Raw genomic sequence first — 14,808 nt, 5'->3', positions numbered from 1 at the left:
CGCGGCGCTTTTCACTCGTCCCCACGAGACGGCGAACGTGTCACTCGACTCACGCCGTTCGCTCGCGCTCGCCGCGGTCGCCGTCACCGCCGTCGCCTGCCTGACCGTCGCCGCCGCGTTCGCGTTCGTTCCGTTCCACGTCGGGGCGAGCGAGGCGGCGACCGATTCGACGGTGGGGAAGACCGTCGCCGGGAACGCCACGAGCGAGTTCGACGGACGAATGCACCTGCACGCGGCGGGGCCGGGGAGCGACCGGGTGGCCGACGGCGTGGCGACGCGCCTCGAACGCGCCGGCCTCACGGTCGAGCGCGTCGAGACCCTGAACGGGAGTCACGACCGACCGGTCCTGGCGGTGCGCGTTCAGGAGCGCACCGTCGCCTACAACCCCGTGACGCCGTCGGCGACGGTCGCGTGGTCGTACGCGTACGTCGCGTCCGGGAACGGGACACTCGCGAGCCGCGCCGTCCGGGACGAGTCGCTCACGGTCGACTCCGGGAGCGACCGGTACGTCGTCGACGGCGACTTCACGATGCGCCACCGCGCCCGCGGCGTCTACTCCGCGCCCGGCTACGGTCGCCTCGTCGACGACCGAGTCGCGGCGACCACGACGGCGTCGCTCCGGAATCAGACGCGGGACTAGCGGCGGGTTTTTCTCGCTCCGCGCCGGCCGTCCGGTATGGACGCACGCGACCTCGCCGCGCGCATCGACCACACCGTGCTCGGGCCGGAGACGACGCCCGACGACGTCGAATCCCTCCTCGACGACTGCGTCGAGTACGGGCTGAACGCCTGTATCCCGCCGTGTTACGTCGCCGAAGCCGCCGACTACGCGCCGGACGTGACGCTCGCCACGGTCATCGGGTTCCCGCACGGCCAGCACGCGACGGCGGCGAAACGCGACGAGGCCGAGCGCGCGTGGAACGACGGCGCGGACGAACTCGACGTGGTCATCAACGTCGGCCGACTGCACGCCGGCGAGACGGAGGCGGTCCGCGAGGACATCGAGGCCGTCGTCGCCGCCGTGCCGATCGACGTGAAGGTCATCATCGAGACGAGCCTGCTCGAAGCGCCCGAGAAACACCGAGCGTGCAAGCTCGCTCGGGAGGCGGGCGCGGACTTCGTGAAGACGGCGACGGGGTTCGCCGACGGCGGCGCGACCGTCCCCGATGTCGAACTGATGAGCGAGTACCTCCCCGTGAAGGCGTCCGGCGGCGTCGGCGACTACGAGACCGCGGCGGCGATGTTCGACGCGGGCGCGACCCGCATCGGCGCGAGCTCCGGCGTCGCCATCGTCGAGGACTACGTCGAGAACTACGCCTGACGCGTCGGCGTCGGTGTTGCTGTCGCGACGGCCGCCCCGTTTTTGAGGATTCAGCCAGAGGGGTGGAGTATGGGCTGGGACCTCCCGTCGAGCGCGCCGTCCCGCGAGCGCGCCGCCTGGTGGGGGGTCGTCGCGGTTCTCGCCGCCGTCGTCGGGCTCGTCGCCCTCAAACTCCTCGGCACGTTCCTCCTCGGCGTCTTCATGTACTACGGCGCGCGCCCGATGCACCGCCGCGTCGAACGCCACAGTCCCTCGCAGGGCCTCGCGGCGACGGCGACGCTGCTCGTGACGGCGCTCCCCTTCCTCCTCGTCGCCGGCTACTTCGCCGTGCTCGCGCTCGGTGAACTCGCCCCACAGCTCGCGGAGTACCGCTCGATTCTCGCGACCGCCGGCATCGACGTCGACGCCCTCCTCACACATCCCGCTCGCCAGCTCTACGGCTACCTGATGGCGAACGGCGCGAGCACGCCCGTCCACATCGACATCGCGCTCTCCTACCTCGGTCACGCGTCGAACTGGCTCGCGAACGTCGGCGTCGCCCTCCTCGTCGCCTTCACTCTCCTCCGCGACGGCCACCGGCTCCGCGCGTGGTTCGCGCGCCTCGTCGGCCCCGGCAGCCTCGCGATGGCGTACGCGTCCGCCGTCGACGCCGACCTCGAATCCGTCTACTTCTCGAACGTCATCATCGTCGCGTTCGTCGCCATCGTCTCCGAACTCCTCTTCCAGGGCTACAACGTCCTCGCGCCCCCCGCCGTCGCCCTCCCGTTCCCGACCGTGCTCGCCATCGCGATGGGGCTCGCGAGCCTCGTCCCGCTCATCGCCGGGAAAGTCGTCTACCTCCCCGCCGCCGGCTACCTCGGCTGGCAGGCCGCGCAGGTCGACGACGCCCTCCTCGTCTTCCCACTGGCCTTCCTCCTCGTCACGTTCGTCGTCGCCGACTTCGTCCCGCTCACCTTCGTCCTCCCGCAGATCGCCGGCCGCCGCATGGACCTCCGCGTCGAACTCGTCATGTTCGGCTACGTCGTCGGAACCGTCGTGTTCGGCTGGTACGGCCTCTTCCTCGGCCCGCTCCTCGTCGTCCTCGTCGCCGAAGCCGCCGACCGCGTCCTCCCGCGACTCGTCCACCGCGACCCGCTCGATGACCCCTGACGCCCAGGGGTTCCTGCCCGCCCCCGGCGACCCCGGGTGTGTCCGGCGGAGCGAGTGTGCCAGGAGTTATCGGGCCGGTGAGTGCCCGTTCCGTCGTCCTTTTGGGCGTTCGCGTCGAAGGAGGAGGAAATGGCCCGGTACCACATCGAGACGTACGGCTGTACGTCGAACCGGGGGGAGAGCCGGGAGATCGAGCGGCGGCTCCGCGACGCCGGTCACCGCCGCGTCGACGGCGTCGACGAGGCGGACGTCGCCATCCTGAACACCTGTACGGTGGTGGAGAAGACGGAGCGGAACATGCTCCGGCGCGCCGAGGAGCTCGCGGACGAGACCGCCGACCTCTACATCACCGGCTGCATGGCGCTCGCGCAGGGCGAGGAGTTCCGCGACGCCGACGTCGAGGGCGAAGTCCTCCACTGGGACGAAGTCCCGGACGCCGTCACGAACGGGGAGTGTCCGACGACCACGCCGGACGCCGAACCCGTTCTCGACGGCGTCATCGGCATCCTCCCGATCGCCCGCGGCTGCATGTCGAACTGCTCGTACTGCATCACGAAGTTCGCGACCGGCCGCGTGGACTCACCGCCGGTCGAGGAGAACGTCGAGAAGGCGCGCGCGCTCGTCCACGCCGGCGCGAAGGAGATCCGTATCACCGGTCAGGACACCGGCGTGTACGGCTGGGACAACGGGGAGCGAAAGCTCCCGGAACTCCTCGAACGCATCTGCACCGAGGTCGAGGGCGACTTCCGCGTGCGCGTCGGAATGGCGAACCCCGGCGGCGTGCACGGCATCCGCGAGGAGCTCGCCGACGTCTTCGCGGAGTACGACGAAATCTACAACTTCCTGCACGCGCCCGTGCAGTCCGGGAGCGACGACGTCCTGGAGCACATGCGCCGCCAGCACCGCGTCGAGCAGTACCTCGACATCGTCGAGACGTTCGACGAGAAATTGGACGAGTGGACGCTCTCGACGGACTTCATCGTCGGCTACCCCACGGAGACCGATGAGGACCACGAGATGTCGATGGCGCTCCTGCGGGAGACGCGCCCCGAGAAGGTGAACGTGACGCGGTTCTCGAAGCGTCCCGGAACCGATGCCGCGGACCTGAAGGGGCTCGGCGGGACGAAGAAGAAGGAGCGTTCGAAGGCGATGAGCGAACTGAAGCGAGAGGTCGTCGCCGAGGCCTACGAGTCGATGGTCGGCGAGACCCGCAGCGTCCTCGTCACCGAGGAGGGCACGGCGGACTCCGTGAAGTGCTACGACGAAGCCTACCGCCAAGTCATCGTGCAGAACGCCTCCGAGCACGGCGTCGAACCCGGCGACTTCCTCGACGTCGAAGTCACCGGGCACCAGACCGTCTACGCGTTCGGGAAGCCCGTGTGAGCCGGGTCGGCAGACGGCTCACTCGCGCGTGACAGTCGGAGCGATAGCCGACTGACTCGGCCCGTCTGACCCGAAGCGACGGGCGACTAGCGGTCCTCGGGGTCGTCTGGTCCCGGGGTGGTTTCGTTTTTTGGTAGGTGGAACCCGAGTGGTTCTTTGCGAAGTTCTATGAGCGAGGCGTTCGTCTGTCGGTTGTAATGTCCGAAGGTTCGAGTGACGGCGAGTGGCGGCAGTACATCGGCGGTGAGTGGCGGGCGTCGTCGAGCGGGGAGACGATGGCGGTGGAGAATCCGGCGACGCGCGAGGCGTTCGCTGAGGTGCCGGCGGGGACGGTTGACGACGTCGACGACGCCTACGCGGCGGCGGCGGACGCGCAGTCGGAGTGGGCGGCGCTGTCGCGCGCGGAGCGCCTGGAGTACGTCGAGGCGATGCACGACGAGCTGAAAGACCGGTTCGGTGAAATCGCGGGCCTGCTCGCACGGGAGAGTGGGAGCGCGTCCGGGAAGGCGACGGGCGAGGTCGGTATCGCGCTCTCGGACTTCAAGACGGCGCTCTCCGAGGAGCCGCCGGAGGAGGACGTGCGTGACTCGGCGTTCGTCGGCGGGAAGCGACACCACATCGTGCACGAGCCGGTGGGCGTGGTGGGCATCATCTCGCCGTGGAACTACCCCCTGCATCTGTCGACGCGCGCGCTCGCGCCGGCGCTCGCGCTCGGGAACACGGTCGTGTTGAAGCCGGCGAGCGACACGCCCATCACGGGCGCGCTGTTGCTCGCGGACGTCGCGGACTCGGTCGGCGTCCCCGACGGCGTCCTGAACGTCGTCACCGGGAAGGGCTCCGAAATCGGCGACCACTTCGCGGGGCATCCGACGCCGCGCGTCCTCTCCTTCACGGGGAGCACGCAGGTCGGCCGGTCGGTTGCGAAGCACGCGGGCGAACAGATCACGCTCCCGGCGCTCGAACTCGGCGGGAACGGCCCGTTCGTCGTCACGGGCGACGCGGACGTCGAACAGGCCGCGGCCGCGGGCGCGGTCGGCTCCTTCACCCACCAGGGTCAGGTCTGCATCAGTATCAACCGCCACCTCGTCCACGAGGACGTCTACGACGAGTACGTCGAGGCGCTGGTCGAGCACGCGGAGTCGCTCGACGTCGGCGACCCCTCGGCTGGCGAGGTGGACTTCGGCCCCATCGTGAACGAGAGTCAGCGCGACAAGCTCGCGGACTTCGTCGAATCCACCGTCGCCGAGGGCGCGACCGTGGAGACGGGCGGAGAGTACGACGGCCTGTTCTTCGAGCCGACGGTGCTCTCCGGCGCGACGAACGAGATGTCCGCGGCGTGCAACGAGCACTTCGGCCCCATCGCGCCCGTCATCCCCGTCGAGAGCGAGGACGAAGCGGTCGAGCTGGCGAACGACACCGAGTACGGGTTATCCGCGGGCGTGTTCGCCGCCGACGTCGACGCGGGGCGCGCGCTCGCCGACCGCATCGACGCCGGGATGGTGCACGTGAACGACCACCCGATTCAGGACGAGCCGAACGCGCCGTTCGGCGGGGTGAAGGCCTCCGGCCTCGGCCGGTACAACGGCGAGTGGATCGTCGAAGAGCTCACCGAGCCGAAGTGGATCAGCGTCCAGCACGAGGACCGCGACTACGAGCTCCTCGAGTGAGCTAGAGGTCGAGGGTGACGGCACCGCTCTCGGCGACGCCGGTCGCGGCGTCGTGGTCGGCGAACGCGTCGTGAATCGCGTCGTAGGAGTCCCCGAGGCCCTCGACGATGACTTTCGTGTCGGAGACGACCGGCATGAAGTTCGTGTCCCCGCCCCAGCGCGGGACGACGTGCTCGTGGAGGTGGTCCTCGATGCTCCCGCCGGCGGGGCCGCCGCCGAGGTTCATGCCGGTGTTGTACGCGTCCGCGCCCATCGCTTCGTCGAGCGCGTCGAGCGTCACCTGCTTCAGTCGCGCGCACGCCAGCAGGGCGTCGTCGTCGAGGCCGGTGAAGTCGCCGCCGTGCGCGAACGGGATCACCATCGCGTGCCCGGGGTTGTAGGGTGCGTTGTTGAGGAGGACGAACGCCTCGTCGGCGCGCGCGACGACGAGGTTCTCCCGGTCGTCGCCCCGCTCGGGGAGTTCGCAGAACACGCAGGAATCGACGTCGGGGTTCTTGTTCTCCCGTTCCACCCACTCGATGCGCCACGGCGCGAACACCTGCTCCATACGCCGACTCTGCGGCCGCCGCGCGCAAGAACCGTTCGGTCGTCACGGGGGTCGACGACGCCCGTGGCCACTTCCTTACGGAGTGACCAAGGGTTGGGTTTTTGTAGAGGGAGTCCGTGTGTGATTACGAGGGTGGTTCCGATGGCAAGCAAAACACCGCATTCCGACGGTATGACTGAGCAGTGCGAGAAGTGCGGCCGCGAGACCCCTCACGAGGTCTCCGTCGAGCTCAAAACTGAGAGCTCGAAATCCGAGAACGCCGAATTCTCGCGGGAACCCTACCGGGTTTCCCAGTGCCGGATGTGCGGCGACGAAACCAGCACGCGGATGAACAACGCCTAACGGCGGTTCATCCAGAGGCACTCGCTGCCGTCGATTCCCCTCAATTTATTCCCCCTTCGCGCGGGGCTGCGACCGATCCTGATACCGGAAAGCAGCCGCGCGACCGACTAGCTCACTCCGTCGTTCGTTCGTGGCCGTCTTCGGTGACGATGATGGTGTGTTCGGCCTGACTGACGAGTTCGCCGTCGTCTTCTTTCAGCACGGGGTAGGAGCGGAGGCTGTCGTTCATGACGAGGCGGCGGAGCGCCATCTCGGTGCGGCCGCCGTCGAGCCAGCGCGCGGCGAACGGGAGCTCGCGGTACTCGTCTTCGACGGTGTCGAGAATCTGGCGGGCCTGGCGGTTGCGGACGCCGCGCGTGGACTTGAGCGAGTAAATCTCGGTCTTCGACCCCTCGGTCACGCGGCCGGAGCCGGTGGTGGCGAACGGCTCGATGGCGAGGACGTCGCCGGCTTCGAGGACGGTTCCCTCCTCCGTGCCGCGGTTCGGGACGTTCGGGCCGGTGTGGGCGTCCCAGTGCGCGAGGCCGTGGCCGGTGAGGTTGATGATGGGGTTGTAGCCGTACGCGCGGATGACGTCCTCGACTTCCGCGCCGATTTCGCCGGTGTGCACGCCGGCTTCGACGACGTCGAGGCCGGCTTCGAGGGCTTCCTCGGCGGCTTCGACGAGTTCGGTCTGCTCGCCGGTGAGGTCGACGGTGCGCGCGGCGTCGGCGATGTAGCCATCCACGTGGACGCCGACGTCGAGGCAGACGACGTCCTCGCCGAACTCGGTGTCGTCGTCCGCGCCCGGGGAGGCGTGGCTCGCTTCCTCGTTCACGCTGATGTTCACGGGGAACGCGGGCTCCCCGCCGAGTTCCTCGATCTTCTCCTCGGCGAACTCGGCGACCTCGAGGTGGGTCGCGCCGACCTCGACGCGGGCTTCGGCTTCGTCCATCACTTCGACGAGAATCTCGCCGGCTTCCACGTACTGCTCGTACGCCTCACTGCCGAGTTCGACGGTGTCCGTCATACTCCGAGATTCACTCGAACCGCCGAAAGGTCTTGCGCTACACCGCGCCCGCGCGCCACCGCCGGCCAAACACTATATAGGCCTATACACCGCTATTAGTAACCGATTAAGCCGCTCGCGTCCTCTCTCTACTCGACAGCGCGGGGGAGCGCGCCGGCCGGCGGCGAGCGGCCTCCGAACGAGACTATGTCCACTCACACGTTCCACGACGCGGTCGCCCCGCACCACCGACGGATCGACATCGACGCCTACGACGACGTCTACGTCGTCGGCGACGTCCACGGGTGTCGAGCGGAGCTCGACCGCCTCCTCGACCGGCTCGCGCTCGGCCCGTCCGACCTCGTTCTCTTCGTCGGCGACCTCGTCCGGAAAGGCCCGGACAACACGGGCGTCGTCGACCGCGTCCGCGGCGACGACCGGCTCGTGAGCGTCCGCGGGAACAACGAGCAGAAGATCATCGAGGGGCGGAAAGACCCCGACTGGCTGCGGCCGGGCGACCGCGAGTTCTTCGAGTCGCTCCCGGTCGTGGTGACGTGGGACGGCGGGATGGTCGTGCACGGCGGCGTCGACCCGACGCGCCCGCTCGCCGACCACGCTATCGACGACCTGCTCAACATGCGGTCGCCGAACGGCGACGGCTACGACGGCCCGTTCTGGTACGAGGCGTACGAGGGGGACGCCCGCGTCTTCTTCGGGCACACCGTCCACGACGAGCCCGTCGACCTCGATTCGGCCGTCGGGCTGGACACGGGCTGCGTCTACGGCGGGTCGCTCACGGCGTACGACCTCCGCGACGACTCCTACCTCGCCATCCGCCCGTCGGAGGTCCACGAGGACCGGAGCGCGTCGAAGGTCGTGACGCCGCCGACGGTCGCCTGAACCGGCCGAAGCAACGCGGAGCGGTCGCGGCCAGGGGGGAGCTATGACCACTGAGAGAGACACATCCGACCTCGACGACGAATCGTACTACCTGAATCGGGAGCTGGCCGAACTCGCCTTCCAGCGACGCGTCCTCGCGGAGGCGACGGACGACCGGAACCCCGTCCTGGAGCGCGTGAAGTTCCTCGCGATTCTGACGCAGAACCTCGACGAGTTCTTCATGAAGCGCATCGGCGGGCTGAAACAGCAGATCGAGGCGGGTGTCGACGACCCGACGGTGGACGGGATGACGCCGACGGAGCAGTGGCGCGCGGCCATCGAGACCGCGGACGAGCTCTTCGAGGCGCAGGCGGCCTGCTGGCAGCGCGTGCGCGACGGCGTGCTCGCGGACGCCGGCATCGACGTCGTCGGGTACGAGGACGTCGCGCCGTCCGAACGGGAGCGCCTCGACGACTACTTCGAGTCCGACGTCCTGCCGACGCTCACGCCGCTGACGTTCGACCCCGCCCACCCCTTCCCGCACATCTCGAATCAGAGTCTCTCCATCGCGGTGCTCACGCGGGACGACGCGGACGAGGCCGGGGAGACGACGTTCTCCCGAGTGAAAGTCCCGGGGAACCGCCCGCGGCTCGTCGCCGTCGGCGACGAGACGTTCGTGCCGCTGGAGGAAGTCATCCGGCACAACCTCGACGCGCTCTTCCCGAACGTCGACGTCGTCGACCACTCGCTCTTCCGGGTGACGCGGAACGCGGAAGTCCGGCGGAACGAGTCGGTCGCAGAAGACCTCGTGAACCGCATCGAGGCGGTGCTCAAAGAGCGGCGATTCGCGACGGTCGTCCGCCTCGAAGTCGAGTCCGGGACGCCGGACGCCGTCGTCGACCTCCTCGCGACCCACCTCGACCTGGCTGCGGAGGAAGTGTTCGAACTCGACGGCCTGCTCGACTACCGCGGGCTCTTCCGGCTCACCGACCTCGACAGGCCGGCGTTGAAACTCGACGCGTGGACGCCGAGAGACCACCCGCGCCTCCCGGCGACGAGCGGCCCCGGCGTCTTCGAGACGATTCGGGAGGGCGACGTGCTCGTCCACCACCCCTATCACTCGTTCTCGCGGACGGTGCAGACGTTCTTCGACGCGGCCGCGCGCGACCCGGACGTGCTCGCCATCAAGGCCGCCATCTACCGGACGGCGCGCGATTCGAAGATTATCGAGAGCCTCATCGAGGCCGCGCGGAACGGGAAGCAGGTCGCGGTGATGGTCGAACTGAAAGCGCGGTTCGACGAGGAGAACAACCTCCGGTGGGTGGAGCGCTTAGAGGAGGAGGGGATTCACGTGGCGTACGGGACGCTCGGGCACAAGGCGCACACGAAGACGGCGCTCGTCGTCCGCGAGGAATCCGAGGGCGTACGCCTCTACTCGCACGTCGCGACGGGGAACTACCACTCGGAGACGGCGGAGAAGTACGAGGACATCGGGCTGCTCACCGCGAACCGCGGCATCGGGAACGACCTCGTCGCGCTCTTCAACTACTTCACGGGCCACTCCATCCCGCAGAACTCGCGAGAGCTCCTCGTCGCGCCCGTCGGGATGCGCGAGCGGTTCCTCGACCTCATCGAGCGCGAAGCCGAGCACGCACGGGACGGCGAGGACGCCCGCATCGTCGCGAAGATGAATCGCTTAGAGCACCCGACGGTCGTCCGCGCGCTCTACGAGGCCTCTCGGGCCGGCGTCGACATCGACCTCGTCGTGCGCGACATCTGCCGGCTCCGCCCCGGCCTCGACGGCGTCAGCGAGACCGTCAGCGTGCGGAGCATCGTCGGCCGCTTCCTCGAACACTCCCGCATCTTCTACTTCGAGAATACGGGCGACCCGGACTACTTCATCGGGAGCGCGGACTGGATGGTGCGGAACCTCGACAACCGCGTCGAGGCCGTCACGCCGGTCACTGACGACGGCCTGCGGGACTACCTCGACTTCGCGCTCGACACGCTGCTCGCCGACAACTGGAACGCCTGGGAGATGAACCCGGACGGGACGTACGACGCGGTGACGCCGGGCGACGACGCGGTCGTGAACGCGCACGCGGTCTTCATGGAGCGCGCAGCCGCGGAAGCCCGCGTCCGCGACGTCCCCGAAGTCGAAGACATCGAGGACACGAACTACGACGAGCCGGTCGACATCGGCGGCGACGCGTCCGACCCCGCGAGACCGCGCTCCACCGACCGCGGAGGGAGCGATAAAGTCCGAGAGAGCGGACGAGACGGCGGAAACGAAGAGAGCGGAGACGGCGGGGAGGGCGGGGCGAGTTCGGCGGTGGAAGGGCGGGAGTCGCTGTGAGCGGGGGCCGGGTGGTTACTCGTCAACGGCGGTCTGCATCGCTTCGGCGTTGAAGGCTTCGCCGGCGTTGCCGTCGGCGTCGAGGACGATGACGCCGGCGGTGGAGCCCGTGAGTTCGGCGAACTCCTCGACGGCGAGGCGGGCGGCGTCCTGGGCGTCGTGGCCGGATTCGAGGTGGCGGACGGCGCGGCGGGTGAGCGTGGTTTTCGCGATGTCTTCGCCCGCGCCGGTGGCGCTCGCCGCGCCCGCCGGGGAGGCGTAGAAGCCCGAGCCGACCTGTGGGACGTCGCCGACGCGGCCGGCGAGCGCGAGCCACCGCCCGCCCGTGGAGGTGGCGACGGCGAAGTCGTCACCGTCGAAGGCGACCGCGCCGACGGTGTCGTGCCCGCCGAATTTCTCCTCCAGCCACTCCACGTGGTCGAGGGGCGTGCCCTCGGGGTGGGTGTCGAGGTCGTCCCAGCGCGCTTTCGACTGTTCCGTCCAGAGGTCGCACTCGGTCTCGACGCCGACGTCGGCGGCGAAGTCGACGGCGTGGACGCCGGCGAGCTGGATGTGCGGCGTGTCCGTCATGACGTGGCGGGCGACCGTGACGGCGTGTTCGACGCCGGGCATCGAGGTGGCCGCGCCCGTCTCGCGGTCGCTCGTCATCACGCCCGCGTCCGTTCGGACGACGCCGTCGGACTGGACCGCGCCGCCGCGGCCGGCGTTGAATCGCGCGTCGGCTTCGAGCACGCGGACGGCGTCTTCGACGGCGTCCACGGGCGTGTCGGCGTCCGCGCCGGCGGCCGCGGCCTCGTCGAGCGTGTCCTGTCGGGGTCCGGGTTCGTCGGGCGCGCCGCCCGCGCCGCCGTGCACGATGACCTTCATGCCCACGCCGTCGCCGGGCCACAGGATAAATCCCGACGGTTCCGCCGCTCGGCCCAGATAGTCGTCACGCGTCGAACCCCGGTTTCGACCAGTTTCGGGAGAGACGCGTGGAAACAGCAGGCCTTTTAGTGACTTGTCGAGTGGGCCTAGGTGATTATGAGCCACGACTACGAGCAGGTCGACGTTCCCGACGGAGAGAAAGTAACGTACGACGAGGACGCGGAGGAACTCGTCGTCCCCGACAACCCCATCGTCCCCATCATCTACGGGGACGGCATCGGGAAGGACGTCGCGCCCGTCGCGCAGAAAGTCCTCGACGCCGCCGCCGAAGCCACGGGCCGCGACATCTCCTGGATGCGCGTCTACGCCGGCGAGAGCGCGCGAGACAAGTACGGCGAGAACCTCCCGGACGACACCGTCGAGGCGCTCCGCGAGTTCCGCACGTCCATCAAGGGCCCGCTCACGACGCCGGTCGGCTCCGGCTTCCGCAGCCTGAACGTCGCGCTCCGCAAGAAGCTCGACCTCTACACGAACATGCGGCCGACCTACTACCTCGAAGGCGTCCCCTCCCCGGTCAAAGCCCCCGAGGAGATGGACATGGTCAACTTCCGCGAGAACACGGAAGACGTCTACGCCGGCATCGAGTGGGAAGCCGGCACGGACGAAGTCGAGCAGGTCCGCGAGTTCGTCGAGGACGAAATGGGCTTCGACTCCACCATCCACGACGGCCCCGTCGGCATCGGCGTGAAGCCCGTCACGGAGTTCGGCACGAAGCGCCTCGTCCGCCAGGCCATCGAGTACGCCATCGAGAACGACCGTGACTCCGTCACCCTCGTCCACAAGGGCAACATCATGAAGTTCACCGAGGGGGCCTTCCGCGACTGGGGCTACGAGCTCGCCGAGGAGGAGTTCCCCGAGGAGACCATCGACGAGGACACGCTCTGGGAGGAGTACGACGGCGAAGCCCCCGAGGGCAAGGTCGTCGTCAAGGACCGCATCGCCGACAACATGCTCCAGCAGCTCCTCACCCGCACGGGCGACTACGACGTCCTCGCGATGCCGAACCTCAACGGCGACTACCTCTCCGACGCCGCCGGCGCGCAGATCGGCGGCCTCGGCATCGCCCCCGGTGCGAACCTCGGCGACGGCCGCGTCCTCGCAGAGCCCGTGCACGGCAGCGCGCCGAAGCACGCCGGCAAGGACAAAGCGAACCCGAGCGCGATGATTCTCTCCGGCCGCATCCTCCTCGAACAGCTCGGCTGGGACGACGCCGCGGACCTCGTCCACGACGCCGTCGAACAGCAGATCTCCTCGAAGCGCGTCACCTACGACCTCGAACGTCAGGTCGAAGGCGGCGAGAAACTCGCAGCCAGCGAGTACGCCGAGGAAATCGTCGAGAACATCCACGATCTCGCCTAATCGGCGAGATCGTTCACGGGAGATCAGAGATCTCCCGTTAGCAGTCGGAAAGCAAAGCTTTCCGACGACATCCACGACCTCGCCTAATCGGCGACGCTCGCTGAATCCACGACCTCGCCTCGTCGGCAGGTTCGTTCGACCGTATCGCTCGTTCGAGCAATCTCCTCCGTTTTTTCGCGTCGCGAAGGCGGCGTCGGCGGATTCGACGCGCGTACCGGTCGGGCTAAGTGGCTCTACACGCAACCTCCAGATATGCAGTATCGGGAACTCGCGGATTCCGGTATCGACGTGAGCGAGGTTGGCTTCGGCGCGTGGACCGTCGGCACCGACTGGTGGGGTGACCGCGACGAGTCCGACGCCATCGAGATGATGGAGTACGCGCTCGAACAGGGCATCACGTACTTCGACACCGGCGACGTCTACGGTCACGGCCGCAGCGAGGAGTTAGTGGGGAAAGTGCTCGCCGAGCACGACGACATGGTCGTCGCGACGAAGGTCGGCTACGACTTCTACGATAATCCGCAGGCCGGCCACGGCGAACTCCCGAAGAACCTCTCGCCGGCGTACATTCGCGACGCCGTCGAAGGCTCCCTCGAACGATTAGGAACGGACCACGTGGAGTACCTCCAACTCCACAACGCGAACGTGGAGGAGATCACGCCGGACGTCCTCGAGGTCCTCGACGAGCTCCGCGAGGAGGACCGCTTCGACGCGCTCGGCCTCGCGCTCGGCCCCTCCATCGGCTGGCTCGCCGAGGGCGACTTCGCCATCGAGCAGGAGTTCGACGGCGTCCAGTACGTCGGGAACCTCCTCGAACAGGACATCCACCAGCACTTCGTCGACTCCGTCCGCGAGTCGGGCGCGTCGACGAGCCTCATCCCGCGCGTCCCGCACTCCTCCGGCCTCCTGAACGAGCAGGTGACGCCGGAGACCGAACTCGAAGCGGGCGACCACCGCGGCTTCCGCCCGGACGAGTGGTACGAGACGGGCTGGGAGAAAGTCGACGCCCTCCGCTTCCTCGAACGCGACGGCGAGCGGACGATGGGGCAGGCCGCCATCCAGTGGCTCCTCTCCTTCGACGAAGTCGCGTCCGTCACGCCGACGTTCCGCTCGAAGGCCGACGTCGACGAGTGGGCGCGCACCCCCGACACGCCGCGCCTCAGCGACGAGGAACGAGAGCGCATCGCCGAACTCTACGCGGACAACTTCGGCGTCGACCGCTTCGACGGCATGTCGAAGGAGGACTACCGCACGAGCGTCGACGGCGACGACCTGCGGGACGCCGGCCTCGTCGGCACCGCCGACTAACCGCGAACGCGCCGCAGGCGCGCCTTTTTAAGTTACTTTTTGCCGGAGCGGTTCCCGCAGGCCGAAGGCCGAGGAAACCCGACGGGAAAAATTCACGCGACTTGACCTCCGCGACGCCGGCCTCGTCGGCACCGCCGACTAAGCGTCACCCGACACACCGTTTTTCACGCGGTTCGCGTTACTCCCGACGAAAGCGAGAGCTACTGGTCGTCCGTTTCGTCGCGGAGCTCTTCGAGTTCGTCGCGGAGTTCCTCGACGTCCGCGTCGCGTGCGCCCCAGTAGGCGACGCCGACGACGGAGGCGAGGAAGATGACGCTCCAGCCGAGGAGCGCGTACTCGTCGGGGACGTAGAGGTTGAAGATGCCGTCGACGACGCTCTCCAGCGAGAACACGATGACGACCGGTCCGAGGATCTCCCGCGGGAGGAAGTAATCCACGTACGCGCGAAGCACAGCGAAATCCATACGCGACGCGTCGCCCGCTCGACAGTTGAATATTCCGCCCGACTACGAAGCGAGAGTCGAACGGCCACCGCAGTCGGTGGACGACCGACTATCCACCGCGAACACTCAGAAGGCCAAA

General features: G+C 68.4%; 14 protein-coding genes. 10 read left to right on the top strand and 4 right to left on the bottom strand.

Going from position 1 to position 14,808, the window contains the following annotated elements:
* Window positions 1-37 precede the first annotated feature (37 nt).
* From IEY26_RS02780 to IEY26_RS02760, 5 genes are all read left to right on the top strand, one after another.
* Complete coding sequence (locus IEY26_RS02780) at window positions 38-640, top strand: hypothetical protein (RefSeq protein ID WP_188975615.1); 603 nt, start codon at window positions 38-40, stop codon at window positions 638-640.
* A gap of 36 nt (window positions 641-676) precedes the next feature.
* On the top strand, window positions 677-1,321 hold the full coding sequence (gene deoC / locus IEY26_RS02775) for a deoxyribose-phosphate aldolase (protein WP_188975614.1): 645 nt from the start codon (window positions 677-679) through the stop codon (window positions 1,319-1,321).
* Between the two features lie 69 nt (window positions 1,322-1,390).
* Window positions 1,391-2,470, top strand: coding sequence for an AI-2E family transporter (locus IEY26_RS02770; RefSeq protein WP_188975612.1), 1,080 nt, complete (start codon window positions 1,391-1,393; stop codon window positions 2,468-2,470).
* 129 nt (window positions 2,471-2,599) lie between these two features.
* Complete coding sequence (locus tag IEY26_RS02765; protein ID WP_188975610.1) at window positions 2,600-3,853, top strand: tRNA (N(6)-L-threonylcarbamoyladenosine(37)-C(2))-methylthiotransferase; 1,254 nt, start codon at window positions 2,600-2,602, stop codon at window positions 3,851-3,853.
* A 197-nt stretch (window positions 3,854-4,050) separates the two neighbouring features.
* Window positions 4,051-5,520 carry an aldehyde dehydrogenase family protein gene (locus tag IEY26_RS02760; protein WP_188975608.1) on the top strand — a complete coding sequence of 490 codons (1,470 nt, stop codon included), beginning with the start codon at window positions 4,051-4,053 and terminating at the stop codon, window positions 5,518-5,520.
* A 1-nt stretch (window position 5,521) separates the two neighbouring features.
* Here IEY26_RS02760 and IEY26_RS02755 read toward each other — a convergent pair whose 3' ends face one another.
* Window positions 5,522-6,067, bottom strand: a complete 546-nt coding sequence (locus IEY26_RS02755) for an HIT family protein (RefSeq protein ID WP_188975606.1) — start codon at window positions 6,065-6,067, stop codon at window positions 5,522-5,524.
* A gap of 141 nt (window positions 6,068-6,208) precedes the next feature.
* Between IEY26_RS02755 and IEY26_RS02750 the strand changes: the two genes are divergently transcribed.
* Window positions 6,209-6,409, top strand: coding sequence for a DUF7835 family putative zinc beta-ribbon protein (locus tag IEY26_RS02750; RefSeq protein ID WP_188977084.1), 201 nt, complete (start codon window positions 6,209-6,211; stop codon window positions 6,407-6,409).
* 112 nt (window positions 6,410-6,521) lie between these two features.
* Here IEY26_RS02750 and map read toward each other — a convergent pair whose 3' ends face one another.
* A complete protein-coding gene (gene map, locus IEY26_RS02745) occupies window positions 6,522-7,418 on the bottom strand; it encodes a type II methionyl aminopeptidase (protein ID WP_188975604.1) in 897 nt (298 codons plus the stop codon).
* A 186-nt stretch (window positions 7,419-7,604) separates the two neighbouring features.
* Between map and IEY26_RS02740 the strand changes: the two genes are divergently transcribed.
* Together IEY26_RS02740 and ppk1 are read left to right on the top strand one after the other, a co-directional pair.
* Entirely contained in the window at window positions 7,605-8,297 is a 693-nt protein-coding gene (locus IEY26_RS02740; RefSeq protein ID WP_188975602.1) for a metallophosphoesterase, read from the top strand.
* Between the two features lie 43 nt (window positions 8,298-8,340).
* Window positions 8,341-10,632 (top strand): polyphosphate kinase 1, encoded by a 2,292-nt coding sequence (gene ppk1, locus IEY26_RS02735; RefSeq protein ID WP_188975600.1) that lies wholly within the window; start codon window positions 8,341-8,343, stop codon window positions 10,630-10,632.
* Between the two features lie 15 nt (window positions 10,633-10,647).
* Here the strand turns inward: ppk1 and IEY26_RS02730 are convergent, their stop codons facing one another.
* Window positions 10,648-11,499 carry an isoaspartyl peptidase/L-asparaginase gene (locus IEY26_RS02730; protein ID WP_188975598.1) on the bottom strand — a complete coding sequence of 284 codons (852 nt, stop codon included), beginning with the start codon at window positions 11,497-11,499 and terminating at the stop codon, window positions 10,648-10,650.
* 156 nt (window positions 11,500-11,655) lie between these two features.
* Between IEY26_RS02730 and icd the strand changes: the two genes are divergently transcribed.
* Window positions 11,656-12,918, top strand: coding sequence for an isocitrate dehydrogenase (NADP(+)) (gene icd / locus IEY26_RS02725; protein ID WP_188975596.1), 1,263 nt, complete (start codon window positions 11,656-11,658; stop codon window positions 12,916-12,918).
* Window positions 12,919-13,170: 252 nt separating this feature from the next.
* A complete protein-coding gene (locus IEY26_RS02720) occupies window positions 13,171-14,226 on the top strand; it encodes an aldo/keto reductase (RefSeq protein WP_188975594.1) in 1,056 nt (351 codons plus the stop codon).
* A 200-nt stretch (window positions 14,227-14,426) separates the two neighbouring features.
* Here the strand turns inward: IEY26_RS02720 and IEY26_RS02715 are convergent, their stop codons facing one another.
* Window positions 14,427-14,690, bottom strand: a complete 264-nt coding sequence (locus IEY26_RS02715; RefSeq protein WP_188975592.1) for a hypothetical protein — start codon at window positions 14,688-14,690, stop codon at window positions 14,427-14,429.
* Between the last annotated feature and the right edge of the window lie 118 nt (window positions 14,691-14,808).

Source organism: Halocalculus aciditolerans (assembly GCF_014647475.1).
Classification (GTDB): Archaea; Halobacteriota; Halobacteria; order Halobacteriales; family Halobacteriaceae; genus Halocalculus; species Halocalculus aciditolerans.
The sequence above is the reverse complement of the archived record's forward strand: the minus strand, read 5'-3'. Positions and strand labels throughout refer to the sequence as shown.

Coding starts and splice junctions, on each gene's coding strand:
- IEY26_RS02730 (WP_188975598.1), bottom strand. CDS start 11,499: ATGAAGGTCATCGTGCACGGCGGCGCGGGCGGCGCGCCCGACGAACCC.
- deoC (WP_188975614.1), top strand. CDS start 677: ATGGACGCACGCGACCTCGCCGCGCGCATCGACCACACCGTGCTCGGG.
- IEY26_RS02770 (WP_188975612.1), top strand. CDS start 1,391: ATGGGCTGGGACCTCCCGTCGAGCGCGCCGTCCCGCGAGCGCGCCGCC.
- icd (WP_188975596.1), top strand. CDS start 11,656: ATGAGCCACGACTACGAGCAGGTCGACGTTCCCGACGGAGAGAAAGTA.
- ppk1 (WP_188975600.1), top strand. CDS start 8,341: ATGACCACTGAGAGAGACACATCCGACCTCGACGACGAATCGTACTAC.
- IEY26_RS02740 (WP_188975602.1), top strand. CDS start 7,605: ATGTCCACTCACACGTTCCACGACGCGGTCGCCCCGCACCACCGACGG.
- IEY26_RS02760 (WP_188975608.1), top strand. CDS start 4,051: ATGTCCGAAGGTTCGAGTGACGGCGAGTGGCGGCAGTACATCGGCGGT.
- IEY26_RS02720 (WP_188975594.1), top strand. CDS start 13,171: ATGCAGTATCGGGAACTCGCGGATTCCGGTATCGACGTGAGCGAGGTT.
- map (WP_188975604.1), bottom strand. CDS start 7,418: ATGACGGACACCGTCGAACTCGGCAGTGAGGCGTACGAGCAGTACGTG.
- IEY26_RS02715 (WP_188975592.1), bottom strand. CDS start 14,690: ATGGATTTCGCTGTGCTTCGCGCGTACGTGGATTACTTCCTCCCGCGG.
- IEY26_RS02750 (WP_188977084.1), top strand. CDS start 6,209: ATGGCAAGCAAAACACCGCATTCCGACGGTATGACTGAGCAGTGCGAG.
- IEY26_RS02755 (WP_188975606.1), bottom strand. CDS start 6,067: ATGGAGCAGGTGTTCGCGCCGTGGCGCATCGAGTGGGTGGAACGGGAG.
- IEY26_RS02765 (WP_188975610.1), top strand. CDS start 2,600: ATGGCCCGGTACCACATCGAGACGTACGGCTGTACGTCGAACCGGGGG.